The 22,762-nt window shown below is 40.0% G+C and carries 17 protein-coding genes; 9 read left to right on the top strand and 8 right to left on the bottom strand.

All coding sequences use genetic code 11. The features are described 5' to 3' along the window. Positions 1-44 precede the first annotated feature (44 nt). Positions 45-1,175, bottom strand: a complete 1,131-nt coding sequence (locus R2S57_RS26725) for a two-component regulator propeller domain-containing protein (protein WP_316847978.1) — start codon at positions 1,173-1,175, stop codon at positions 45-47. Positions 1,176-1,361: 186 nt separating this feature from the next. Between R2S57_RS26725 and R2S57_RS26720 the strand changes: the two genes are divergently transcribed. The 3 genes from R2S57_RS26720 to R2S57_RS26710 all read left to right on the top strand — a co-directional run bounded on the left by R2S57_RS26720 (position 1,362) and on the right by R2S57_RS26710 (position 5,220). Continuing rightward, positions 1,362-2,255: a winged helix-turn-helix domain-containing protein gene (locus R2S57_RS26720; protein ID WP_316847977.1), complete on the top strand. Its 894-nt coding sequence runs from the start codon at positions 1,362-1,364 to the stop codon at positions 2,253-2,255. 418 nt (positions 2,256-2,673) lie between these two features. Next, entirely contained in the window at positions 2,674-4,377 is a 1,704-nt protein-coding gene (locus R2S57_RS26715) for an oxidoreductase (RefSeq protein ID WP_316847976.1), read from the top strand. Positions 4,378-4,404: 27 nt separating this feature from the next. Continuing rightward, a complete protein-coding gene (locus tag R2S57_RS26710; protein WP_316847975.1) occupies positions 4,405-5,220 on the top strand; it encodes an AraC family transcriptional regulator in 816 nt (271 codons plus the stop codon). Positions 5,221-5,284: 64 nt separating this feature from the next. Here the strand turns inward: R2S57_RS26710 and R2S57_RS26705 are convergent, their stop codons facing one another. Both R2S57_RS26705 and R2S57_RS26700 read right to left on the bottom strand, forming a co-directional pair. Next, the gene (locus R2S57_RS26705; RefSeq protein WP_316847974.1) at positions 5,285-6,076 is read right to left on the bottom strand and encodes an SDR family oxidoreductase; all 792 of its coding nucleotides are present in this window, start codon (positions 6,074-6,076) and stop codon (positions 5,285-5,287) included. 48 nt (positions 6,077-6,124) lie between these two features. Then, a complete protein-coding gene (locus R2S57_RS26700) occupies positions 6,125-6,706 on the bottom strand; it encodes a TetR/AcrR family transcriptional regulator (RefSeq protein ID WP_316847973.1) in 582 nt (193 codons plus the stop codon). A 497-nt stretch (positions 6,707-7,203) separates the two neighbouring features. Here R2S57_RS26700 and R2S57_RS26695 point away from each other — a divergent pair, with 497 nt between their 5' ends. The 6 genes from R2S57_RS26695 to araA all read left to right on the top strand — a co-directional run bounded on the left by R2S57_RS26695 (position 7,204) and on the right by araA (position 15,356). Next, entirely contained in the window at positions 7,204-8,292 is a 1,089-nt protein-coding gene (locus R2S57_RS26695) for a family 16 glycosylhydrolase (RefSeq protein ID WP_316847972.1), read from the top strand. A 247-nt stretch (positions 8,293-8,539) separates the two neighbouring features. Next, positions 8,540-9,841, top strand: a complete 1,302-nt coding sequence (locus R2S57_RS26690) for an erythromycin esterase family protein (RefSeq protein WP_316847971.1) — start codon at positions 8,540-8,542, stop codon at positions 9,839-9,841. A 263-nt stretch (positions 9,842-10,104) separates the two neighbouring features. Further along, on the top strand, positions 10,105-10,839 hold the full coding sequence (locus R2S57_RS26685) for an AAA family ATPase (protein WP_316847970.1): 735 nt from the start codon (positions 10,105-10,107) through the stop codon (positions 10,837-10,839). A 144-nt stretch (positions 10,840-10,983) separates the two neighbouring features. Further along, the gene (locus R2S57_RS26680; protein ID WP_316847969.1) at positions 10,984-12,684 is read left to right on the top strand and encodes a ribulokinase; all 1,701 of its coding nucleotides are present in this window, start codon (positions 10,984-10,986) and stop codon (positions 12,682-12,684) included. Continuing rightward, on the top strand, positions 12,681-13,382 hold the full coding sequence (locus tag R2S57_RS26675) for an L-ribulose-5-phosphate 4-epimerase (RefSeq protein ID WP_316847968.1): 702 nt from the start codon (positions 12,681-12,683) through the stop codon (positions 13,380-13,382). The genes R2S57_RS26680 and R2S57_RS26675 overlap by 4 nt, the downstream gene beginning before the upstream one ends. 483 nt (positions 13,383-13,865) lie before the next feature. After that, positions 13,866-15,356 carry an L-arabinose isomerase gene (gene araA, locus R2S57_RS26670; RefSeq protein WP_316847967.1) on the top strand — a complete coding sequence of 497 codons (1,491 nt, stop codon included), beginning with the start codon at positions 13,866-13,868 and terminating at the stop codon, positions 15,354-15,356. Positions 15,357-15,998: 642 nt separating this feature from the next. Here araA and R2S57_RS26665 read toward each other — a convergent pair. From R2S57_RS26665 to R2S57_RS26645, 5 genes are all read right to left on the bottom strand, one after another. Next, entirely contained in the window at positions 15,999-17,018 is a 1,020-nt protein-coding gene (locus R2S57_RS26665) for a zinc-binding alcohol dehydrogenase family protein (protein ID WP_316847966.1), read from the bottom strand. 87 nt (positions 17,019-17,105) lie between these two features. Beyond that, the gene (locus R2S57_RS26660; protein ID WP_316847965.1) at positions 17,106-17,894 is read right to left on the bottom strand and encodes an SDR family oxidoreductase; all 789 of its coding nucleotides are present in this window, start codon (positions 17,892-17,894) and stop codon (positions 17,106-17,108) included. 102 nt (positions 17,895-17,996) lie between these two features. Beyond that, on the bottom strand, positions 17,997-20,249 hold the full coding sequence (locus tag R2S57_RS26655; RefSeq protein WP_316847964.1) for a DUF5703 domain-containing protein: 2,253 nt from the start codon (positions 20,247-20,249) through the stop codon (positions 17,997-17,999). 369 nt (positions 20,250-20,618) lie between these two features. Next, complete coding sequence (locus R2S57_RS26650; protein WP_316847963.1) at positions 20,619-22,046, bottom strand: sialate O-acetylesterase; 1,428 nt, start codon at positions 22,044-22,046, stop codon at positions 20,619-20,621. 104 nt (positions 22,047-22,150) lie between these two features. Continuing rightward, entirely contained in the window at positions 22,151-22,744 is a 594-nt protein-coding gene (locus R2S57_RS26645) for a hypothetical protein (RefSeq protein WP_316847962.1), read from the bottom strand. Between the last annotated feature and the right edge of the window lie 18 nt (positions 22,745-22,762).

Genomic DNA, 22,762 nt, shown 5'->3' with positions numbered 1-22,762 from the left:
TATTGATTAATAATTGACAATGACTTTGAAATCAGCAATACGCTTTATTGCTGATCAGTTGAGCACTTAAAGTCAGTTACGGTCTTTCTTTGCTTGTCATAACGGTAAACGCCGTTCATCGATCCAAACCAGATAGTTCCATCCTGAGCTTCCACAATCCCACAAAGCATTTTGTTTACCGACATGATTTCGCTTACAGTTGGCTTGTCATTGTTTAAGGTCTTCTGATCATAAAGGGAAAGTCTCCAGGCCCCAACCCCATTCGGACTTATGCTACCAGTAGTCCAGATGTTTCCTTTTTTATCTTCAATTATTGCGCAAGCTGCCTTATTAGATACTTTAGTAAATGTACTGCCGTCATAGCGCCAAAGACCATTTTCAACGAACACCGTATCGCCTTTTTTATCTTCGATGATCGATGCACCAAACCAGATATTACCTTTTCTATCTTCAATGATCGACCATATGTTGTAGAAGGCTTTACCGTCTTTGTTTTTGAAAATTGTAAATTTGTTCCCATGTCCATCCCGCAATCTGGTGTCATAAAAACATGCCTCCCCGCTAGTGCCAAACCATAATTTCCCCGTTTTGTCTTCAAGGATCGTATGAACAGCACTATTGGAAAGCCCATCTCCAATGGTAAAATTTTGAAAGTATTTTCCCTGCCCCATTTCGTTTTTCCCCTCCGATCTGGTACGACCATCGTAACGGCTTACTCCACCGCCAGTACCGAACCAGATCATGCCGGCCCTATCTTCATATATGTCGAAAACTCCATTACTGGCAAGTCCCTCCCGAATAGTAAAATGTTGAAAGGATTGGCCATTATAACAATAAACACCCGAATCGGTAGTGGCGAACCACAGGTTGCCGCGACGATCTTCCAGAACATCCCAAAATCTGCACGAACCTAGTTTACTGGTGAGATTGGTAAACGCATGTTCTTTTGGCTTGCTGGCGTCGTATCGAAAAACACCACCAAATGATGATGCAATCAGAACGGTACCATTTCTGCCATTCTTCACATTTCGGACCATGGTAGTGGGCCCGTAAGAGGATACAGTGTCTCTGGTTTCGGCCTTAATATCCTCTTTTAATCTGCTTGTTTGGTTTTGTTCGCAGGAAATGTGACAAACAACTATCAAAAACAAAATAGGCAACCGTATGTATTTCATATTTATTTATTTAATATTGGTAACTGGATGAGATGATGAAGCGGTCATAAACAATATTTATTCTTTTGCCCATGATGATTACATGCCTGATTAAATTGATTGAGCGAAATTACTATGCTATCTTTCGGTATGGGGAATTTGGATTGTAAATAAAAATGTAAACTTTGTAAATAAAATCATTGACAAATGGATCTTCGCCGAAATCTCCTTTCCGGGAAACGTAAATACCTGTTAGGGTTAATTTTGCTCTCCTTAACAGTTATAATCTGTGCAGCTTTCAGTATGACGGACAGTAACGAATTTGACTTTGCCAGAAGGGAAGTTTTGCTCCGCAAGATTGGAGATCAGGTGCTTCTACAATCGGGCGATCGTATATCAAGAGTACTCCCGGTAAAAAAAATCGCCGAAAACGAATACCAGATCAGTTTTGAACATGCATTTACTTTTGAACCCGCCGCACTAGTGAATACAACCCGGCGTGTGTTGGCTGATGATCACCTCACAAGTGAGTATGTGGTTAAAGTATTAAACTCAGGCAACTCGAGTGTAGCCTATGCTTATGCCATATCCAAAAGTAAAAAACATGATGTTGTAGCCTGCCTGGGAAGAAAACAGCCCAAAGCAGCTTACCTGATCAATATTAAATTTAAAGCCACAACAATTAATACCGCAAAGAATAGATATCTTTTGGGTAGCCTCCCATTTTTAGCATTTGTAGGTTTTATTTTTCTGAGCTCCGTTAAACCACGAAAAGCCTTACCTAAAGAAACTCAGCATACAGATTTGATCACTTTAGGTTCCCTTTTGTTTGATGCGAAAAACCGGAAGCTTATCATCAATGAAAACACCATAGACCTCACCGGGACAGAAACCCGCCTATTGCGCATTTTTGCATTGTCTCCGAATGAGGCTATAGAACGAAGCCGCTTGCAAAAGGAGATCTGGGAAGATGAAGGTGTGATTGTAGGGCGAAGCCTGGATATGTTCATCTCAAAACTGAGAAAAAAACTGGAATGTGATCCGAATATCAATATTATGGTGATACGGGCCAAGGGGTATAGGCTTGAGATTGGGAGTTAAGAAGGGGGCTTTCCGTGTTGAATTGATCAAGTTGAATCCAACTTGGTATTTATAAAATGCTATCTTAAACCATTGATTAATGAATGACGTGTGCAGGATTAGTCAATCAAATTACTCAAACAGATATTGCATGATACTATTTTTTCCATGCTTTTGTATTATTAGGAAAAAATGATTTCTCCTATCCATTGTTTAATTGGTTTATAAGTCATAGTACCTTCCCCATTTTTCAGGGAATCACCTACCCTCATTTTTTCGTTAAATCTCCAGTGAATGGATGCATATAGTGGTTATTTATGAGCCAATCGAACGGAATCATTAAACCCAACATGAGCCTTTTGCTAAAGTAATTTGAGCCTTTCGCTAAAATGCGCGATGGATTTTCTACTGATCTTTGTTTTATTAAAAGCAAACGATCATGGATTTACTACAAATAATCATCAACTACCATCAGGGTGAAGCCAGACATGGGTTTTGGGCCGCAGTAATCGGCGGACTATTGTTGATCGGCGGTTTAATGCTTTTAAAATGGGCTTCGCCCCTGTCGCTGCTTAAAGGTTTTTCTGTGCCTATGCTTTTGTTTGGATTACTATTGGGCATAGGCGGCGGGGCCGACGGTATTTACACCCGTAGAGCAGCACCTGGAAAAATAACACGGTATCAAAAAGATTCAAGCGCTTTTTTAAAACAGGAAAAAGTAAAGGTTGAAAAGACCCATCGTGGCTGGAAAGGTATCAGGATGCTTTGGGGGCTATTGGGATTAAGCGGTTTAGCACTTTCCCTATTGATCACTAAGCCATTTTGGATTGGCGCAGGACTAGGCACTTTGGCTTTAACCGTGATCATCTCCATTTTCGAGTTCTATTCTATGCGCTTTAATGAGCGGTATTATCATGCTATTCAGTCTGCAACGGTACAAGGGCCGAATACCTTTGCAAAAGACATCGATAGCAATGCTTTACCGCAGGTAACCGTGCCACAAAGATTGATCGGAGTACCAAACCATAAACAAACACCTGCGAAACCTACGGTCGATACGCTACAGCCCAAGATTATAGCTTTCGACAGTTTGCAGCGTTTATCTGCTCCATCCAGAGCCAACGTTCTGGTGAGCGATTCTGTCAACTTTAATATCTCCAACCGTTTACAATTAACCGCATTGCGCAATGAAACCATAGCGCTTTATCATCACGATAAAAAAAGTGAAATAAAGGATGATAAGAAGATCTCGGGTCATCATTTAAATGTTAAACACTGTGGTTCAGCAAGAAATATATTCAAGACAAAAACAAAACAAATCATCAATAACATGAAAAAAGTAGCATTAGTAACCGGCGCTTCGGCCGGTATTGGGGCAGCCACTGCTCGTTTATTGGCCAAAAGTGGCTATACTGTTTATGGTGTTGCGCGCCGCATAGATAAAATGGAGGCACTTAACGATCTTGGCATTAAAACCATAGCCATGGATGTGGCCGATGATGTATCGATGGTTATGGCTGTGGAGCAGATCATAAATGAGCAGGGCCGCATCGACATTTTAGTGAACAGTGCTGGTTTCGGTTCATATGGCGCTGTTGAAGATGTATCGATGGAAGATGCCCGCTACCAGCTGGAAGTGAATGTAATCGGCCTGGCACGCTTATGCCAACTGGTATTGCCGTACATGCGTGAACAGCACTTTGGTAAAATTATCAATATCACTTCCATTGGTGGTAAAATGGCTACACCACTGGGCGGTTGGTACCATGCCAGCAAATTTGCTGTAGAAGGTCTTAGTGATAGCATGCGCCTGGAAGTGAAACCCTTTGGTGTAGATGTGATTATTATCGAACCGGGTGGTGTAAAAACCGAATGGGGCGGTATTGCCTTTGATAGTGCCGAAAAAACTTCAGGACATACGGTTTATGGCGGCCTCACCAGTAAGGCGAAAAGCGTTTTTGCTAAATCGGAGGTCAACAATGTTGAACCCATAGTAATCGCCGAATTGATTAAAGCTGCAATTGAAAAGAAATCGCCTAAACCGCGTTATGCGAAAGGTTACATGGCCGGGACTATATTATTGGCAAAGAAGTGGCTGAGTGACTCCATGTTTGATAAAATGTTGATGAGCCAGATGAAATAACATGACTGTAAAAATATATCTTTGAATATGACCAACAGCGAATTACAATATAATATATTGTACAGTTGCAGTGCAGAAAGAAAAAGAGATGGCGAAGCAATTGTGCAGGACCATGTTTTGTCGTACGTGATTACCGGTGAAATTACCTTTTACTATAACGGCGGCACATTTACCTACGGCCCTGGATCTATTGGGCTTCTGCGCAAAAATCTATTGCTGAAGTCAGTTAAAATTCCTGCTATGGACGGAACACCCTTTCAATCGATAAATATCTTTCTTGATCAAAGTACATTGCGAAAATACAGCGGCCAGTCTGACGTGATTGCAGATGGTCTTTATGTAGGTGAGCCCGTTATCAATATGAGTTACGACACTTTTCTGAAAGGTTATTTTGATTCCATCGTTCCTTATTTCAAGTCAGATTTGCCTTTAACAGCAAGCATGGCTGAAATAAAAACATGTGAGGCGATTGAACTTGTACTGCGCCACAACTCCCGCTTGAAGAATATGCTTTTTGATTTCAGCGAGCCCTTCAAAATTGATATAGAAATATTTATGGGACAAAATTACCTTTACAATGTACCCATTGCCCAGTTTGCCCGCTTAAGCGGGCGCAGCCTGGCTACCTTTAAACGCGATTTTAAAAAGGTGTTTCAGGACACACCGGAGCGCTGGATCAAAAAGCGAAGGCTTGAACGTGCACATTTTCTGATCAAGGAGCAGCATCAGGCGCCAGTTGCCGTTTTTAATGAAGTGGGATTTGAAAGCCTGTCCCATTTCTCAGATGCCTTTAAAAAATTTTATGGCTATAATGCGTCTTCTTTAAAGGGCAATCAATTTTGATCGCCCCTTTTTATTCATAAAGAACCATTAATCTCCCGCTAAAGTAGATTTTACTGCTGTTTATTTAAATATTTCTCAATACGCCACCATCAGCCCGAAGCGCTGCGCCATTTGTGGCGATAGCCAGCGGACTCGAAAGGTAAACGGCAAGGGATGCGATTTCGGAAGGATTGATGAAACGCTGCAACAGCGAATGTGGATTTGTTTGTTGGATGATGGCATTTTTTAGGTGATCAACCTCCATATTCTGCGCTTTAGCAATTTGTCCTACGGTTTCTGCAACGCCATCAGAATAGGTTGGCCCGCCCAAAATGGTATTTACGGTAACTTTAGTCCCTTTGGTGAGCTTGGATAATCCATTGCTAACAGCCATCATGGCCGCCTTGGTCATTCCGTAATGGATCATATCAGCAGGGATGTTTACACCCGATTCGCTACTGATAAAAATGATTCTGCCAAAATTATTCCTGAGCATCTGTGGTAGTACTTTCTTCGATAACCGCACACTGCTCATTACGTTGATTTCAAAAATGTTATGCCAGTCTTCATCCGTTATATCTTCAAATTCTTTCAATTCAAAAACGCCAAGATTGTTGATTAAGATATCTATATTTTCGAGTACACTTAATAAGGCTGTTACCTCCTCTTTATTTTCAAAATCTGCGGCAATGCCCGATACCTTTGCATCTGGGAACTCTTGCTGTAAATTTTGTACGGCCAGATTGGTTCGCTCTGGCTTTCTGCCATTAATAATCACCTCAGCACCCTCATTTAGCAATTGCTGTGCAATTGCAAAACCAATGCCCTGGGTTGAACCACTGATAAAGGCTTTTTTTCCGTCTAATTTTAAATTCATTCTGTTATATTAATTTTGTAATGATCGATACATAAATAGATAAAAAAATTAGCTGATCACAGCCAATTGCATTTCAATTTGAGTTTTTAGTATTGCTTTGTTGGGATACATTCTTCGGAGTGTGTTTAGTCCGCACCAAAATGTAATTAAATACCTGCCCAGTATTTCAGGAGCCATAGTCGTCTTTAATTTCCCTTTTTTCTGTTCATTTGTTATAGCTTTTGTAAACATCTCTTCTACCTCCTTCAAAATCTTTACCGCATCTCCTTCCAGTTTCTCGTCGATAAAAGTCATTTCGACCACAGTATTGGCAATGATACATCCTCTTAAATGTTCGTTTTCATCCGCCAAAGCAATACTCCTGAAGAAATCCTTAATTAATGCTAAAGGCGTTTCACTATTATTCAATTCCATTTTAAAAGCATTAAAAGCCTGTCGACGTTCTGCTATGGCTTTTTGAAAAACTTCTTTTTTTCCACCTTTAAAAGTATTGTAAAAACTTCCCGCTCCTGCTCCGGTTGCTTTCTGCAGATCGCTTAAGGAAGTTGCGCTATATCCTTTTTCCCAAAATACCTTTTGGGCTTTTTTTATAATATCGGTGTCTTCGAATATGGCGGGTCTTCCTCTCATGGGTAATTTATTTTGTAGTGATCGATACAAAAATAATGGAAATTGAGATAAATGCAAATTTTTAATATTTTTTCTGATAAATTTTGCGATATCGGTACGCTTGGGTACCGCGCCAAATCTTCAATTAGATATTTCTTAGACTGAACCATATAGGACATGAAAACGCATATCAGCTTAAATGGCCTTATATTCCTTAAATGGTAAAGATAATGACAGCTTGACGACCGACTTATGCAAGGCGTAAAAGTAAATCAGGATTAATAAAGATGTGTTCGACCCAATATCATTAGTGATATTTTGATTGCCATATATTGTCATAAACATCATCAGTTCAATGGAAATGAGACAGGCGATTTATGATCCGCTTTTGATTCATCACAAAAAGACAAATCCGCTCCTGTATTTAGAATAATACCCCCATTTACTTATAATATTACCCCTCCTGCCAATTTCATGCACGGTAAATTTGGGTAACCAGATATCAATCAATTACCATTATGAAAAAAATCACATTAAAGCTCCTGACCGGAGCCTGCCTGATCAGTTTAAGCTGTAAAAAAGACCCTGAACAGAAAGCTGTGCAAACACGAGCAAAGATTTCGGCAAAAGCACAAACGGAATTAGCTGCCAGTGCCGTCAATCTCGACGATTACACTTTGACATTAGAAGATAATTTTGACGGCGTTGGTCCGCTGAATTCGCGTTGGAACTATAGGGCCGAAAATACGGTTCGTGGCTATGCGACTATTCTGCGTTCCAATGTTTCGTATGCAGTGAGCGGAGCCGGTATTATAAGGTTAGCAGCCAAAAGAAATGGCGATACCTTTACCGCCAGTCAGATTTCGACACAAAACTCATTTCTACAGAAATACGGCTATTTCGAATGTCGTGTGCTCGTTAACCGAACAGTTGGCCCGCATTGTTCCTTCTGGATACAATCGCCAACTTATGGCAATACTAACGATCCGGGCGTTTCAGGAACAGAAATCGATGTGTTTGAACATCATATGGCTAACGGACCCAATATTGCCCGCCATAACCTGCACTGGAATGGTTACGGGGCCGATCACCAAAGCATAGGATCTCTGGAAACCATCAGTGGTCTTCAGTATGGCTTTCATACCTTTGGTGTGGAATGGACATCCTCAGCTTATATTTTTTATGTTGATGGCGTTGAAAGATGGCGTACCAGTACGGCTATTTCGCACACCAGTGAATACCTCATATTTAGTCAGGAAATTACCGGATTTGGCGGCGACCGTTTTACAGGTACCTATCCTGATTTTATGGATGTCGACTGGGTAAGGGTGTACAAAACCAGAAAAGCATCGGTATTTCAGGATTGTGGGTATAAAGGTTGGGCAAAACAACTCCCGATCGGTAATTATACCATGGCACAATTGGCTGCACTTGGCGTAACAAACGATGCCATTTCTTCTATTTCAGTGCCTTCAGGTATCAAAATACAGCTTTATCAGGGCGACAATTTTACAGGGTCTTCTATTACTCTTACTGCCGATAACAATTGCCTTACGGATGAAGCTTTTGATAATAATGTTTCTTCGATAAAAGTAAGTGCCAATTAAGATCGATTAAAACATATCGTGGGATCTGGATATTGCACACGTTAAAAAACCAATAGGCAAAGAAACGGCGCAGGATGAATCTGCGCCGCTTCTTTCGATATGAAATCTTAGTTGTCTTTCGACTAAAGTTCTATTTTGCTCGACAAAATACATCAAACCACTCTTCGTAGCCCACTTTCTGCCATTAGTCTAATAATAAATTTAGAGTGATGATTTCTAGCTTGATTTGCATATCAATTAGAAACATATGAAAAAGAAAACCGAATTCCTGTTAGTTATTGCATTCCTATTTGGGTGCCTGAATATTTCATTGGCACAAATAGTAGTAAACAAGCCTACTGAAATTAACGTACAAAATGATGCGTTAAAATCTGTGTCGATGGACAGTTACGAAAAATTTAAAAAATCTGTTCAACCGCTTGTCGACAAAATGGGTGTCAAAAAAATTGTCGGCCTTGGAGAAGGCACACACGGTACTGCCGAATTTTACAAATTACGTTATTGGATTACACGTATTCTGGTAGAAGAACATGGATTTAACCACATTGCATTTGAAAATGACTTTAGCGATGGCTGGTTACTCAACAAAAAATTGAATACCAACGCAGACCTCAATCAGCTAATGAAAAAATACATGTTAAGTATCTGGCAAAATGAAGAGGTAAAAGAACTGCTGATTTGGGTTAAAAATTACAATAAAAGTCACAACAAAAAGCTAGAAATAGATGCGATTGATTATGTATTCATCAATGCTGATATTGAAATGTTGGAAGATTTATTGGGCAAAAACAAGACATTTTTAGCTGCTGTTAATCAATTACAGAAGCCAGCAGCCTACCAGGATAGTGCATGGATAGGCATGAACCGTGATGATTTTAAATATGATATGAACATGGTGAGTAAAAACGCTTATGCAGGTTACCTGCTAGCCGATAGTTTAGATCAGAAAATAATGGTTTCTGATTTAAATGCTGCAATAAAAGCCGATAGTCATATTGCACTCGTTAACATTAAACAGGCTTTTGCGCCTTTTTACCATATGCTTACCAAAACGGCTGAAGCCAGTCGCGATGCAAATATGGCAACCACGGCAACCTTAATTTTGAGCAATCCGAATGACAAAATGATCATCTGGGCGCATGATGCACATTTAGCCAAGAAAGAAGTTTTTGATGGTGCCGTTGGTGGAACGGGTGGCGAATTGCTCAAAAAATTCCCGAATAACTATTTTGTATTGGGTACAGGAACAGCAACCGGAACTTTTGCAGCAACCACAGAAAGCCGCGACACCTATACTAACCCGATGAAAGCTTATCCATTAGAAAGCCCGATCAAGGAATCGTGGGAGACTTTACTTACTGCCGGTAATAAACCTAATGTATATTTTTATCCTACGGTGTTTAATATCAAAAATGAGGTAAAACCCTTACGTATTGTGGGGTACACGCCAAAAAGTGGCCCTACAACTTTCGATAAAACAAATTTAAGCGATCATTATGATGCCTTTATGTTTATCAGCAACTCTCATGCTGCTACGCCTTTAAAATAGCATTATTCAGTTCCATTAAGTTAAGCGTTTTTAACCACAGATGGACACACCTGCATTTTAGTTCAGGCGGGGTAAACGCGAATCTTTATATTCCCCGCCTGACCGGCTGGGCAGGTATGTGCATCCAATCAATCTGTGGTTGAACGAAACTTTGTGATCAGCTTGTAATTATGTTTTGAGAATACCATATTAAATCATTACTTTTTCGAAATACTATTCAATTAAAGACCAGAAATTAATGGTTACGATAATATAAAATAAAGATGGATTTTATAGGATATATACGAGAACTTAGTCTTCGTCAGCCAGAAAGCATTGGTAATTTTTATCCATTTAATATCCCGGCAATAAAAAGTTTGGTCAACTTAAAATTTCATCCCGGTGTAACTTATTTTGTTGGCGAAAATGGAATGGGCAAATCAACATTGTTAGAAGCGATTGCGGTTTACTGTGGTTTTAATGCAGAAGGTGGTAGCAAAAATTTCAACTTTAAAACAAAGGACTCCCATTCTATCCTTCAGGATCATATTGTATTAAGTAAAGGCCACAAATTAATGAGTGATGGATTCTTTTTAAGAAGTGAGAGTTTTTATAACGTGGCTTCAGAAGTTGATACGCTTAATGATGAAAAAAGCGGCCTTTATGAGAGTTATGGTGGTAAATCCTTACATGAACAATCACATGGAGAATCATTTTGGGCATTGATGAATACCCGCTTCATAGGAAAAGGGCTCTACATTCTTGATGAGCCTGAGTCTGCCCTATCTGTAGTTCGCCAAATGGCCATGCTTTCGCGCATAAATCAATTGGTAGAAGATCGGTCGCAATTTATTATTGCCACACACTCTCCGGTTATTCTCGCTTATCCCGACGCTATTATTTATGAATTTGGCGAAAACGGAATCAAACAGGTAAAATACAAGGAAACAGAAATGTACCGTACATTCAGGGAATTTATTAACCATCCCGAAGAAATGTTATCGATCTTGCTGAGTTAGCCCCCGCCTTAACCGTTAAATTTTCATAAAATCAATAATCAGAAATAGGTGCTGTATAATCTCTAATCAGTGTTTTTGCTTAAAAAGTATTTTAAATTTTTTAATTCAAATAAATAAACGTTAATTAGACATTTATTTATGGTTATGAGCACAGCAAAATATGTAATTGGAGTGGATTACGGGACGGATTCTGTCCGCTCCGTTTTAGTCGATACAGCAAACGGAAAAGAAATATCCTCCTCAGTTTTTCTTTATCCCAGATGGCAGAAAGGTTTATATTGTAAACCAGCAATTAATCAATTCCGCCAGCACCCCTTAGATTATATTGAAGGTTTAACGCACACCATAAAAGATTGTTTAGCAAAAGCCGGCGGTGCAGATATTGCGCATTTGGTAAAAGGTATTTCGGTAGATACCACCGGATCGAGTCCAGTGGCTGTTGATGCAACGGGTACTCCCCTTGCTTTGACCAAAGATTTTGAAGAAAATCCAAATGCCATGTTTGTACTTTGGAAAGATCATACATCGGTTAAGGAAGCCGCAGAAATTAATGAACATGCGACAAAATTCAACACCAATTACCTCAAATACGTAGGCGGAATTTATTCATCAGAATGGTTCTGGTCTAAATTATTGCACATATTAAGGGTTGATTCATCCATAAAAAAAAGCGCGGCATCCTGGGTTGAACATTGCGATTGGATACCATTTTTACTTTGCGGTGGAAATGATATCGCAACAATGAAACGCAGCCGTTGTGCCGCCGGACATAAAGCTTTATGGGCAGAGGAATTTAACGGTTTACCGCCTGAAGATTTCTTTAGCAGTCTTGACCCGCTTTTAACCGGATTTAGAGATAAATTATTTGTAGACACATACACATCTGATATTTCAGCCGGAACATTGAGTGAAGAATGGGCAACGAAATTAGGTTTAGGTACCGATGTAATAGTTGGTGTAGGTGCATTTGATGCACACATGGGCGCAGTTGGTGGGCAGATTGAGCCTTATTACCTTAGCAAGGTAATGGGTACCAGCACCTGCGATATTCTGGTTGCGCCGAATCAGGATTTACATGGGAAATTGATTAACGGTATCTGCGGTCAGGTTAATGGATCAGTAATTCCGGGAATGGCAGGTTTAGAAGCAGGTCAATCTGCTTTTGGTGATGTGTATGCCTGGTTTAAAAACTTAATCAGCTGGCCATTAAATCATTTACTTTCCGAATCTGATGTAATTGATGAGGCTACCGCCACGGCTTTAAAAGCAGAATTGGAAGGTAAGATTATTGCCAACCTAAGTAAGCAAGCCGCTGCGTTGCCAGATGGTGATTATGCAGAATTGGCCATTGATTGGTTAAACGGACGGAGAACACCCGATGCCAATCAGGAATTAAAGGGAGCAATAACCGGTTTAGGTTTAGGAACTGATGCCCCAAGGTTTTTCCGCGCTCTGGCTGCCGCAACCTGTTTCGGTGCTAAAGCCATTGTAGATCGATTTAAAGAACAAGGTGTACCGGTAAAAGGTATTATCGGTATTGGTGGTGTAGCAAAGAAATCGGCATATATTATGCAAATGATGGCCGATGTGTTGGAAATGCCGATCAGGATACACCGTTTCGAGCATACCTGTGCACTGGGTGCAGCAATGTTTGCAGCCGTAGCTGCCGGTGTTTATCCAGATGTTGAAACCGCCATGAAAGCCATGGGAACAGGGTTTGAAAAAGAATACAAACCCAATATCAAAAAACAAAAAATGTATCGCCAGCATTATCAGCAGTATTTAGGATTGGGTAGATATTTAGAGAAATACAACAAAAAAGACGTAAAACCTTATTTGTCATGAGCAACTATCAGGATATAAAAGAGCAGGCCTACAGGGCCAATATGCAATTGCCCAAACTGGGCTTGGTGCTTTTTACTTTCGGAAATGTAAGTGCTGCTGACCGGGACAAAGGTGTTTTTGCCATTAAACCTAGTGGTGTACCTTACGAAGATTTGTCGCCCGAGAAGATGGTGATTGTGGATTTTGATGGAAATACGGTGGAAGGTGATCTTCGCCCTTCTTCCGACACTAAAACCCATGCCGTTTTATATAAACATTGGGAAGCTATAGGTGGGATTGTACACACACACTCTACTTATGGTACGGCCTGGGCACAGGCACAAAGGGCGATTCCTATTTTCGGCACTACCCATGCAGATCATTTAACGGTGGATATTCCCTGTGCACCACCAATGGATGATGAGATGATCAAGGGTAATTATGAGTACGAAACTGGTTTTCAGATCATGAACCACTTCGAAAGTCTGGGTTTAAGTTATAAAGAGGTGGAGATGATTTTAGTAGGTAACCACGCACCTTTTACCTGGGGGAAAACAGCTGAGAAAGCAGTTTACAATAGCGCCGTTTTAGAAACTGTAGCGCAAATGGCTTTGTTAACTGAACAGATTAATGCGCAGGCGCCAAAATTGAAAGATTCGTTAATTGAGAAACATTATGAGCGGAAACATGGTGATGGCGCTTATTATGGACAGAAATGAGTATGGAGTCATTAGTTCGGGGTTTTGAGCTTTCGTCATGCTGAGGCAGGAAGCATCTGTAACCGATGCTTAGGAAACGACAGCCCAGCCATTCGCGACAATCTTTTTCATTCAAACCTCGCAGGTTTTAAAAACCTGCGAGGTTTGAAAAAGGACTTTCGCTACTGTCGGGTTTAACCGAGTAAGGTTTACCTGGGTAACCTAACTGATCCGATAGCTATCGGATGGAGTGAACATGAGCCCAACCGCAGGTGGCTGAAATAAAACGGAAAGCAGGACTACTCTAACCGATGAACACAGGGCTCTGCTTTAAAAAAAAAGAATAATAATTGTGGTCTGTGAGGACACGGACCATGGGAGAAAAATTAGTAACCTCGCAGGTATTTAAATGGTTCAGCCTTCAATGAGACGTTGAAAACAATATAAACAACGAATTAAACCTGCGAGGTTTGAAAAGAGCATAAAATTAAAAACAACATTATAATGATTGATTTAAAAAAATTACAAGTTTGGTTTATTACCGGCACACAACATTTGTACGGTGAAGAAACCTTAAAACAAGTAGCAGAACACGCACAACAAGTGGCTGATTCGTTAAACCAGAACGGAAGTATTTCGGTTTCTGTGGTTTACAAGCCGATAGTAAAAACGACTGAAGAGATTTTCGAAACTTTACAGCAAGCCAATATCGACGAAAGCTGTATCGGCGTAATCACCTGGATGCATACCTTCTCCCCTGCTAAAATGTGGATCAGGGGTTTGAATGTATTACAAAAGCCTTTGTTGCACTTACATACACAGTTTAACCGCGATATTCCGTGGAATACCATTGATATGGATTTCATGAACCTGAACCAAAGTGCCCATGGCGACCGTGAGTTTGGTTTTATGGTTTCGCGCATGCGTAAAGACCGTAAGGTAGTGGTTGGCCATTGGCAAGATGAAGAAGTGGCAAAACAAATTGATACCTGGTGCAGGGCCGCTGCGGGATGGCACGATTGGCAAGGTGCTAAATTTGCCCGTTTTGGAGACAATATGCGTTATGTAGCTGTTACAGATGGCGACAAGGTAGAAGCTGAAATGAAATTTGGTTTTGCGGTAAATACTTATGGTATAGGTGATTTGGTAGCCGTAATTAATGGAATTAATGAGGATGCTATTCAAGCTTTATTAAAAGAATATAACGAAACCTACGAAATTGCTGATGATTTAAAAGCTGGTGGTGCCCGGCATTCATCCGTTTATGAAGCTGCTAAAATTGAACTGGGTTTAAGGAAATTTTTAGAAGATGGAGGCTTTAAAGGTTTCTCTGATACTTTTGAAGATCTGCATGGCATGATTCAGCTACCTGGAATTGCTGCGCAACGTTTAATGGCCGATGGTTATGGTTTTGCGGGTGAAGGTGACTGGAAAACTGCAGCTTTGGTGCGTGCCTGTAAGGTAATGGGCGCTGGTTTAGCCGGTGGCAATGCATTTATGGAAGACTATACGTATCACTTCGATCCGGCCAACTCCATGGTTTTAGGCTCGCATATGCTTGAGGTTGATGCCTCATTGGCTAATGGAAGAGCCAGTTTAGAGGTTCATCCTTTGGGGATAGGTGGCAAAGCAGATCCTGCACGTTTGGTTTTTAACGTTGCTGGAGGAGATGCTTTAAATGCATCTTTAATTGATATGGGGAATCGTTTCCGCTTGTTAGTGAACGAAGTACAGGCTGTTGAGGCTGAACATGATTTACCAAATTTACCAGTAGCTCGTGTGTTATGGAAACCACTTCCTGATATGAAAACCGGTTGTGCAGCATGGATTTATGCTGGTGGTGCGCACCATACGGCATACAGCCAGAATTTAACCACAGAACATTTATTGGATTTCGCCAATATTGCGGGATTGGAATATGTAAATATTGGTGCAGATACCAAAATCAATCAATTCAGAAATGAATTGCACTGGAATGAGGTTTTTTATAAATAGTTTTTAATAAATTAATGCTCAAAGCCGGTAATCTGACGATTACCGGCTTTTTTCTGCTTACGAAGTTTAGCGGGTAATGCATGGGAGAACTTCGTAAGTTTTCGGTGGAATATTTATTTGGTTATATTTATTACTTCCGGCGATAAAATCGCCAATCTCAATCATCCCCGTTACAAACGAGGACGATTATTGGGTTTAGCGGGTAATGCATAGGAGAACTTCGTAAGTTTTAGGTGGAATATTTATTTGGTTATATTTATTACTTCCGGCGATAAAATCGCCAATCTCAATCATCCTCGTTACAAACGAGGACGATTATTGGGTTTAGTGGGTAATGCATAGGAGAACTTCGTAAGTTTTAGGTGGAATATTTGTTTGGGTTTATTTATCACCTCCGGCGATAAAATCGCCAATCTCAATCATCCCCGTTACAAACGAGGACGATTATTGGTAGTGCATAGGAGAACTTCGTAAGTTTTAGGTGGAATATTTATTTGGGTTTATTTATCACCACCGGCGATAAAATCGCTAATCTCAATCATCCTCGTTACAAACGAGGACGATTATTGGAGTCGTCATCCTGATCAGATAGCTATTGGATTTATTTCAGGATCTTTTTATGAGATATATTAGCATGACGATTTAATCATTCATACTAACCATCGCCTTAATCACCCCGTTTTTCGGATCCAACCATTTTTCGAAATTATCTTTAACTTCTTCAAATTTAACCTGATGGGTAATATAGTTTGTCGGATTAACCAAACCAGCTTTCATTGATTTGATTACATGTTCAAAATCTTCGATTGTCGCATTTCTGCTACTCATTAAAGTTGATTCACGCTTATGAAACTCGGGATGGTTAAAAATTAAATCTCCTTTTTGCAGACCAATTAAAACAAACCTTGCGCCATGTGCCATGTAGTTGATGGCATTATTGATTGCTTTTTGGTTGCCTGTGGCGTCGATTACAACCGTAGGCATATCGCCATTCGTAATTTCGCTCAGCTGTTCAATTACATCAGGAGCCATTGCGTTCACCACGTGGGCTACTTTCAATTTATCCTTACAAAAAGCCAAACGGTCTTCATTAATATCTAAAGCAATCACATTTGCTCCAGCTATTCTTGCAAATTCCATGGTGCCTAAACCTATTGGTCCGGCGCCAATAACGAGCACAAATTCACCAGGCTGAATATCCGCCCTGCGAACGCCATGCGCACCAATGGCTAATGGCTCAACTAAAGCGAGTTCATCATAACTCAATCCTTCGCCATGTAAAAGTGTTCTGGATGGTACTTGTAAATACTCGCGCATACCACCATCCACATGTACACCGCAAACCTGCATTTTCACACAACAGTTGGGTTTATTCATCCGGCAGGCAATACATTCGCCACAATTGAAATACGGGATAAAGGTCACGGCCTCTCCTATTTTAAAGCCATCTGCTCCGTCGGCCTCAATCAGTTCACCAGAAAGTTCGTGACCTAAAATCCTTGGATAATTAAAAAAGGGCTGTGTGCCCTCAAAGGCATGTAAATCGGTTCCGCAAATGCCGATCCGTTTAATTTTTATGATGGCATGGTCTTTTTTAAGTTCAGGCTTTTCAGTTTCTGAATATTCAAAGGCTCCAGGGGTGGTACAGGTAAGGGTTTTCATTTCTAATTTAATGATTGAGTTTTGAATGAATGAATTATTGAATGTTGATAGCGATTTAAAATCATTCTATCATTCACTAATTAATTTTTATGCGTTTGCTAAAGCTCTATCTAAATGCACATAACCACCATCAACATGGATAATCTGCCCGGTGGTATGACTTGATTTGTTCGACATTAAAAAGGCAGTCATGTTTGCAATTTCTTCAGCGGTGGTCATCCTGTTTTCCAATGGGATTTTCGAAGTAATTTCTTTTAGTTTTTCTTCGGCATTTTCTAAGGTTTCAATCCAGGTTTCGTAAGCTGGTGTCCAGCACTCTGCAACCACAACTGCATTTACACGGATTCCATATTTTAACAATTCAACCGCCCATTCACGTGTCAAAGCATTTCTTCCTCCATTTGCCGCGGCATAGGCCGAAGTATTTCCTTGTCCGGTTTCAGCAGTTTTTGAGGTGATATTTACAATCGCACCTCTGCTTTTAATTAGTTCGGGCAAAGCATGGTGTGCCATTAAATAATAATGCACTACATTTTTATGCAAAGAAGCCATAAAGTCTTTATAGTTTCCGTTTTCCAAACCTACGCCATCGTTAACCCCTGCATTATTCACTAAACCATCAATTCTGCCGAACTGAGCTACAATATTTTTAACTACTGTTTCGCAATCATCAGGGTTTGATAATTCGGCCACAAACTGCGCAGCCTGACCGCCATTTTCTACAATAGCATCAACCACTTTTTGATTATCGGCTGCTTTTCTGCCCACAACTACAGCGATGGCATTTTCTTGCGCAAATACTTCTGCAATGCTACGGCCAATGCCCTTTGCAGCGCCGGTGATGATAATTACTTTTTCTTCTAATTGTAAATCCATATCTTATTTAATTTTGAAGGATTGAATTTTGAATGAGTAGATGTACGTAGCAAATTGTCTACAAATGCTATCAATCCCTCATTCTGTCATTCAATCACTCTATCATTCAATCATTATTTTTATATCCGCTTTTCTAGATTCCGGCAGTACTTTCAAATCTATTAATTTTCCATCTTTTAACCTTCCTTCAACTGTTGTTTGGTAAGGGGCATGAAGTTTAAAATGTACATCCCATTCTTTTGGCCATGCAGGAAACAAATAGATCTTTTTTCCGTCCACCTGCATCAGCATTTCCTGTAAGCCAATCATACCAGATCCGCCCCAGTTGTGGTCGGGCGTCCAATCGAAAGCTGGTCCCCAGAATGCAGGGAATCTTCTTCCAGAGTCTTTTAGTTTTGCCGTTGTTAGCCTTGCCGCATCATTGGTTAAGCCGAGTCTTGCCGCAAAAATATTATCCTGTTTCCATCCTATATGGCTACGGAATTTCAGTACATCGCTATCGTATTTGAAGGTATTGATTGCGGTATCCAAACCGGGTTTGCCTACACCATAAATGCCCCATGGGTAAACAGGATACAATTGTGGGCTTTCAGTATTGTTGATCCGTTCCCAAAGTTTCGCTGGCGAAATGGTGGTGTGGCCATCAAATTGCCTGAAACTGATTGGCGGAATGCTTTTTAACATAGCTGTCCATTCTGCTTTCTGAGTTTCACTTAATGAAGGCTGCTCAATCAATCTTTCCAAAACCGTTTTGAAAGCAGCAATCGTTGAGGTAGAATTATAAGCCATCTTATAGGTTTCAGCTCCTGAACCAGGGTATAAAACCAAGTGGCCATCAGCATCTAAAGCTTTCGCTCCTCTTTGTTTGGCCAAATAAGCATAATGTTGTTTAAAAAAGGTTAATGAGCTTTCGATTAAAGGAAGATATTTTTCGATGTTTTTACCACCGTATCTTTCGGTTTCCAAAATCATCATACAAAATTCCAGAACGGTATCCCATTCGTATTCCAACCAGGCATTGTATTCCATCCCCTTGTTAAAATCTACCGGACGTTTCCATCCGTATTCGGCAGGGTTTGGCAATCCGAAATTCTCCAGTTGCTCTGTAAAACTTGCTCCTTTGTGCCCCCAGGCAGCTTCGGTTCTGATTTCTGCATTCTTCAGCAGATTAAGATAAAAATCAAATTGTGGCTTCATCATATCGAAATCGCCGCTTTTCAGCATCGGCCAATACACCAGGCGTTGGTTTTGTGCGGTATGGGTTCCACCGCCCCAGTTTCTAAAATCAGGTGTGTAATTTAAAGTACTATCCGTTAATTGAGGATCGAAAGTGAATAAACCGCCATTAAATTTTGTTGGGTATTTACCAAAGGCATTACAGCCTAGCATGTAACGGAACAACTGGTAGTTTTTAGCTGATTGATTAGCCGTTAAATCTTTAGCATTGATATCAATAAAACTCTTGTTCCAGTACTCGTTCCACCATTTGATGCTGGCTTTCTGGTTGGTTTTGGCTTTATCCTTGATAACCTCTAGCGATTTTTCCCAGTCTGAAACAGTTGCAGCTTTGCCGGTGTTCAAAGTAATGGTTATTTGATCCGATCTGGATGGAGCTTTACTTTTTAACTTCCAGCCCTGAAACGGCGTATTTAGATATGTTCCGGTATAATTTCCAGCAGGAAACATATTTTCGCCATACATAGATCCACCGAAAATTAGGTTCTTCAGAGGATTAAATAATTCAGTTTTTCTGTTTTCCAGTCCCTGTTGTTTTACGGCAACATCAAATACAGTTTCGGGTTTGTTTTGATGATAAAACTGTATACTGTTGTTTTTGAAGCTGATTTCGTCTTTAAATGTTTTTACAATCCCCTGAGGTGCCCATTTATAAGAATTCTGGTTGTTCTCCTTGCCTTTAGTCACCCGATCTTCAAAACGCCAGCTTTCGTAACTCGCTTCTGTAATCACCTTCTGACTGGATTTTACTTCCAGATGGATGATGGGATTAAAAACATTCACCCAAACCTTTATTTGCGTGTTGAGTTTATTATTTGAGCCAGTAATTTGTGCATAACCATCTTTCAGAATCAACTCCTGTTTAAATGTTTCTCCGGCAAATGGATTCGGACTTAATTTTAGTTTTACGCGGCCAAGTTTGAGCAACGTATTGTTTTCGTCGAAAGTGCCACTACGGGATAGGTAAAGGTAAATATCGCCTTTTTCTACCCAGAGGTTTAGGCCGATATCTCCGCCTCCGACAGGCATGGATGCTGATGAATTATTGCTTTGGGTAGTCCAGGTAACATTGTCTTTTTCTTGAGAAAAAGTATTGGTGGTAATTAACCACAAAGGCACAAAGAACACAAAGGAAAGCTTAGTTTTCTTTAAAAGTGTGTTTTTTGACCATATAAGACACGTAAGAACATTTAAGAGCCTAGAGCACCTACATTGTGTTTTATTGGTTAATTTTATTCGGTGCATTATGTTTGACCCCCTAAGGCACCTGAGCACACCAGAGACAGCGTGCAGAATAAATCTCAACCATATAAATCCGATAAGAACATTTAAGTTCTCAGCCAAAATAACTGGTTTGCTTTGTGTCTTGGTGGTTAAAATCATTTAATTATTTATCATCTTATAAATCGTCCTTTCGACCGAAGTGGAGAAATCTTTCAGTTAGAAAGACCTCTCGGCTTCACGATGCTTCGCTCGAGTTGACGCAAACTAATTATTCCAATCATCGGTACGGAAAGAGGAAACGGGTAAACCGTCATTGCCAAACAAATCGCCGGTTACAAAATCCTTAAACGCGTAACGAACGGCAACGGGTACTTTAACTTCTGCTGCTGAAACATTTACACTACTTCCTTTTATAGTGGCTTTTGCAGGGTAAAATTTTTGATCTGCGCCAGCAACTTCGAATAAAGATAATTCTTTACCAAATGAAGTTAGTCCATTTGGTACATTTTGAAACTTGATTACGGCCGAGTTTTTTTCAATTATTAAAGATTCATAAGTTGGGCTCGCAAATCCAAAACCTTTAATATTATAAGTTTGGGCCAGTGCGAGGTAAGCCAATCTTTCACCACCTTGCCTTTTGTTTGCCGGATGGATGGATTTTTCTTCTCCAATATCCATCAAAACAGCCATTCCGGAGTTTGGGATTTTAGTCAAAGATTTCCGCTGTGCATCTCTTAAAAAGGCCGAATTATATTTCCCGCCAATATGATTAGGCGGTAACTGCGCATAATTATAGGGTGCAATCTGAGCATAATAAAAAGGAAACTCACCATTATCCCAGTTTTTACGCCATGAGGCCACCATTGTTGGAAATAAATCTTCGTAGCGGTCTGCACGCTCATAATTAGACTCGCCCTGATACCAGATGGCTCCTTTTATCCCATAGCCGATAACCGGATACAACATACCGTTGTACAGCGTAGTTGGGGTGCGGCTCACTTCTTTGATGCTATCTCCCTTTGATGGGATTTTGATCTCAGTAAAAGGTTTCAAATCTTCTGGCGACATCCAGGCCTCTATCGTTGAGCCGCCATAACTATCGTTAATGATGCCAATTGGAACATTTAACATTTCACTTAATAATGAACCAAAATAATAAGCAGTAGCACTAAAATTTGACACCGTTTCTGGTGCGGCCAATTTCCATAAGGAAGCTTTGCTGTTTTCCTGTCTTTCCATAATTGACGAACGCGGAACAGTATACAACCTGATATTTTTATTAGCTGATTTTAAAATGGCTTTATTGGAACCGATGATGGGTTGACTTTTGAAACCTTTCAATGGCATTTCCATATTGGATTGACCACCGCAAAACCAGACTTCACCAATCAGAATATCTGTTAAAACCAATTTTTCGCCATCGTTTAATTCCATATCATATGGGCCGCCGGCTGACGGGGTGGAAATTTTGGTTTTCCATTTACCAGTTTGATCAGAAGTAACAGTATAATTTTGTTTGTTCCAGGAGGTGGTGATTTTTACTTTGGCTGATGGTTTGGCCCAACCCCATATCGCCACATTGCTTTTTTGCTGGAGCACCATATGATCGGTAAATATGGATGCAGGTTTAACCGTGGCTGATGCGATGGTGCAGCAGACCAGGTTTAAGAAAATGATAATTTTTAGTTTCATTAGTTTTTTTACTTCTTAAAATAATCGTCATTCCCACACAGGTGGAAATCTTAATGCAAGCTACAGGCTTACCAGGACATTATGATCCCGGATTAATGTAGGTGTTACCAATATAATTTATTGCCGAAAGTGTTTAGGTTTTGAAGCGTTGGCAGTGGCCTTATCATTATTTTTTTTGTGTTTTTCTTTAATATTTTTGCTGAACTTAATGGTGTTGTAGTTTCAGTTTTAACTCCTTTTACAAGATCAAAAACCGTTTCAGTTGTTGCATTTTGCCCATCGCATACTACACTAGAGATTTTAATCAATTGGAAAATCCCATTTTTATAGATGAACTTGTGTTCATACCGAACATCATTTTTTTCGGAGCTCATTAATAAAAATCCTTTTTCAATAAAAAAATATGGGATGGTATTTTTAGTATGTACACCGTTTACATATTGGGGTTCAATGACATCAGTTGAAGAAAAAACCAGTTTAAATTTCTTATTTGGCTGTAAAAAGAATATTTGCAACCTTAAAGGAACCGATGCAGCAATCGTATCCATGGTAATTACGGTTTTATCAATTAAACCATCTTTATTTAAATCGCCCTCTTCTAGTCTGATCTGGACATTAAAATTATCCTTTGCTTTCTTTTGCTGCGCATAAACAACAGTTTGAACCAAAACCAGAAATAGTACAATTATTCTTTTCATTTATTTGAAATATTAAGT

Source organism: Pedobacter psychrodurus (assembly GCF_032678585.1).
Taxonomy (GTDB): domain Bacteria; phylum Bacteroidota; class Bacteroidia; order Sphingobacteriales; family Sphingobacteriaceae; genus Pedobacter; species Pedobacter psychrodurus_A.
Note: the sequence above shows the minus strand (reverse complement) of the source record. Positions and strands in the feature narration are given on the sequence as shown.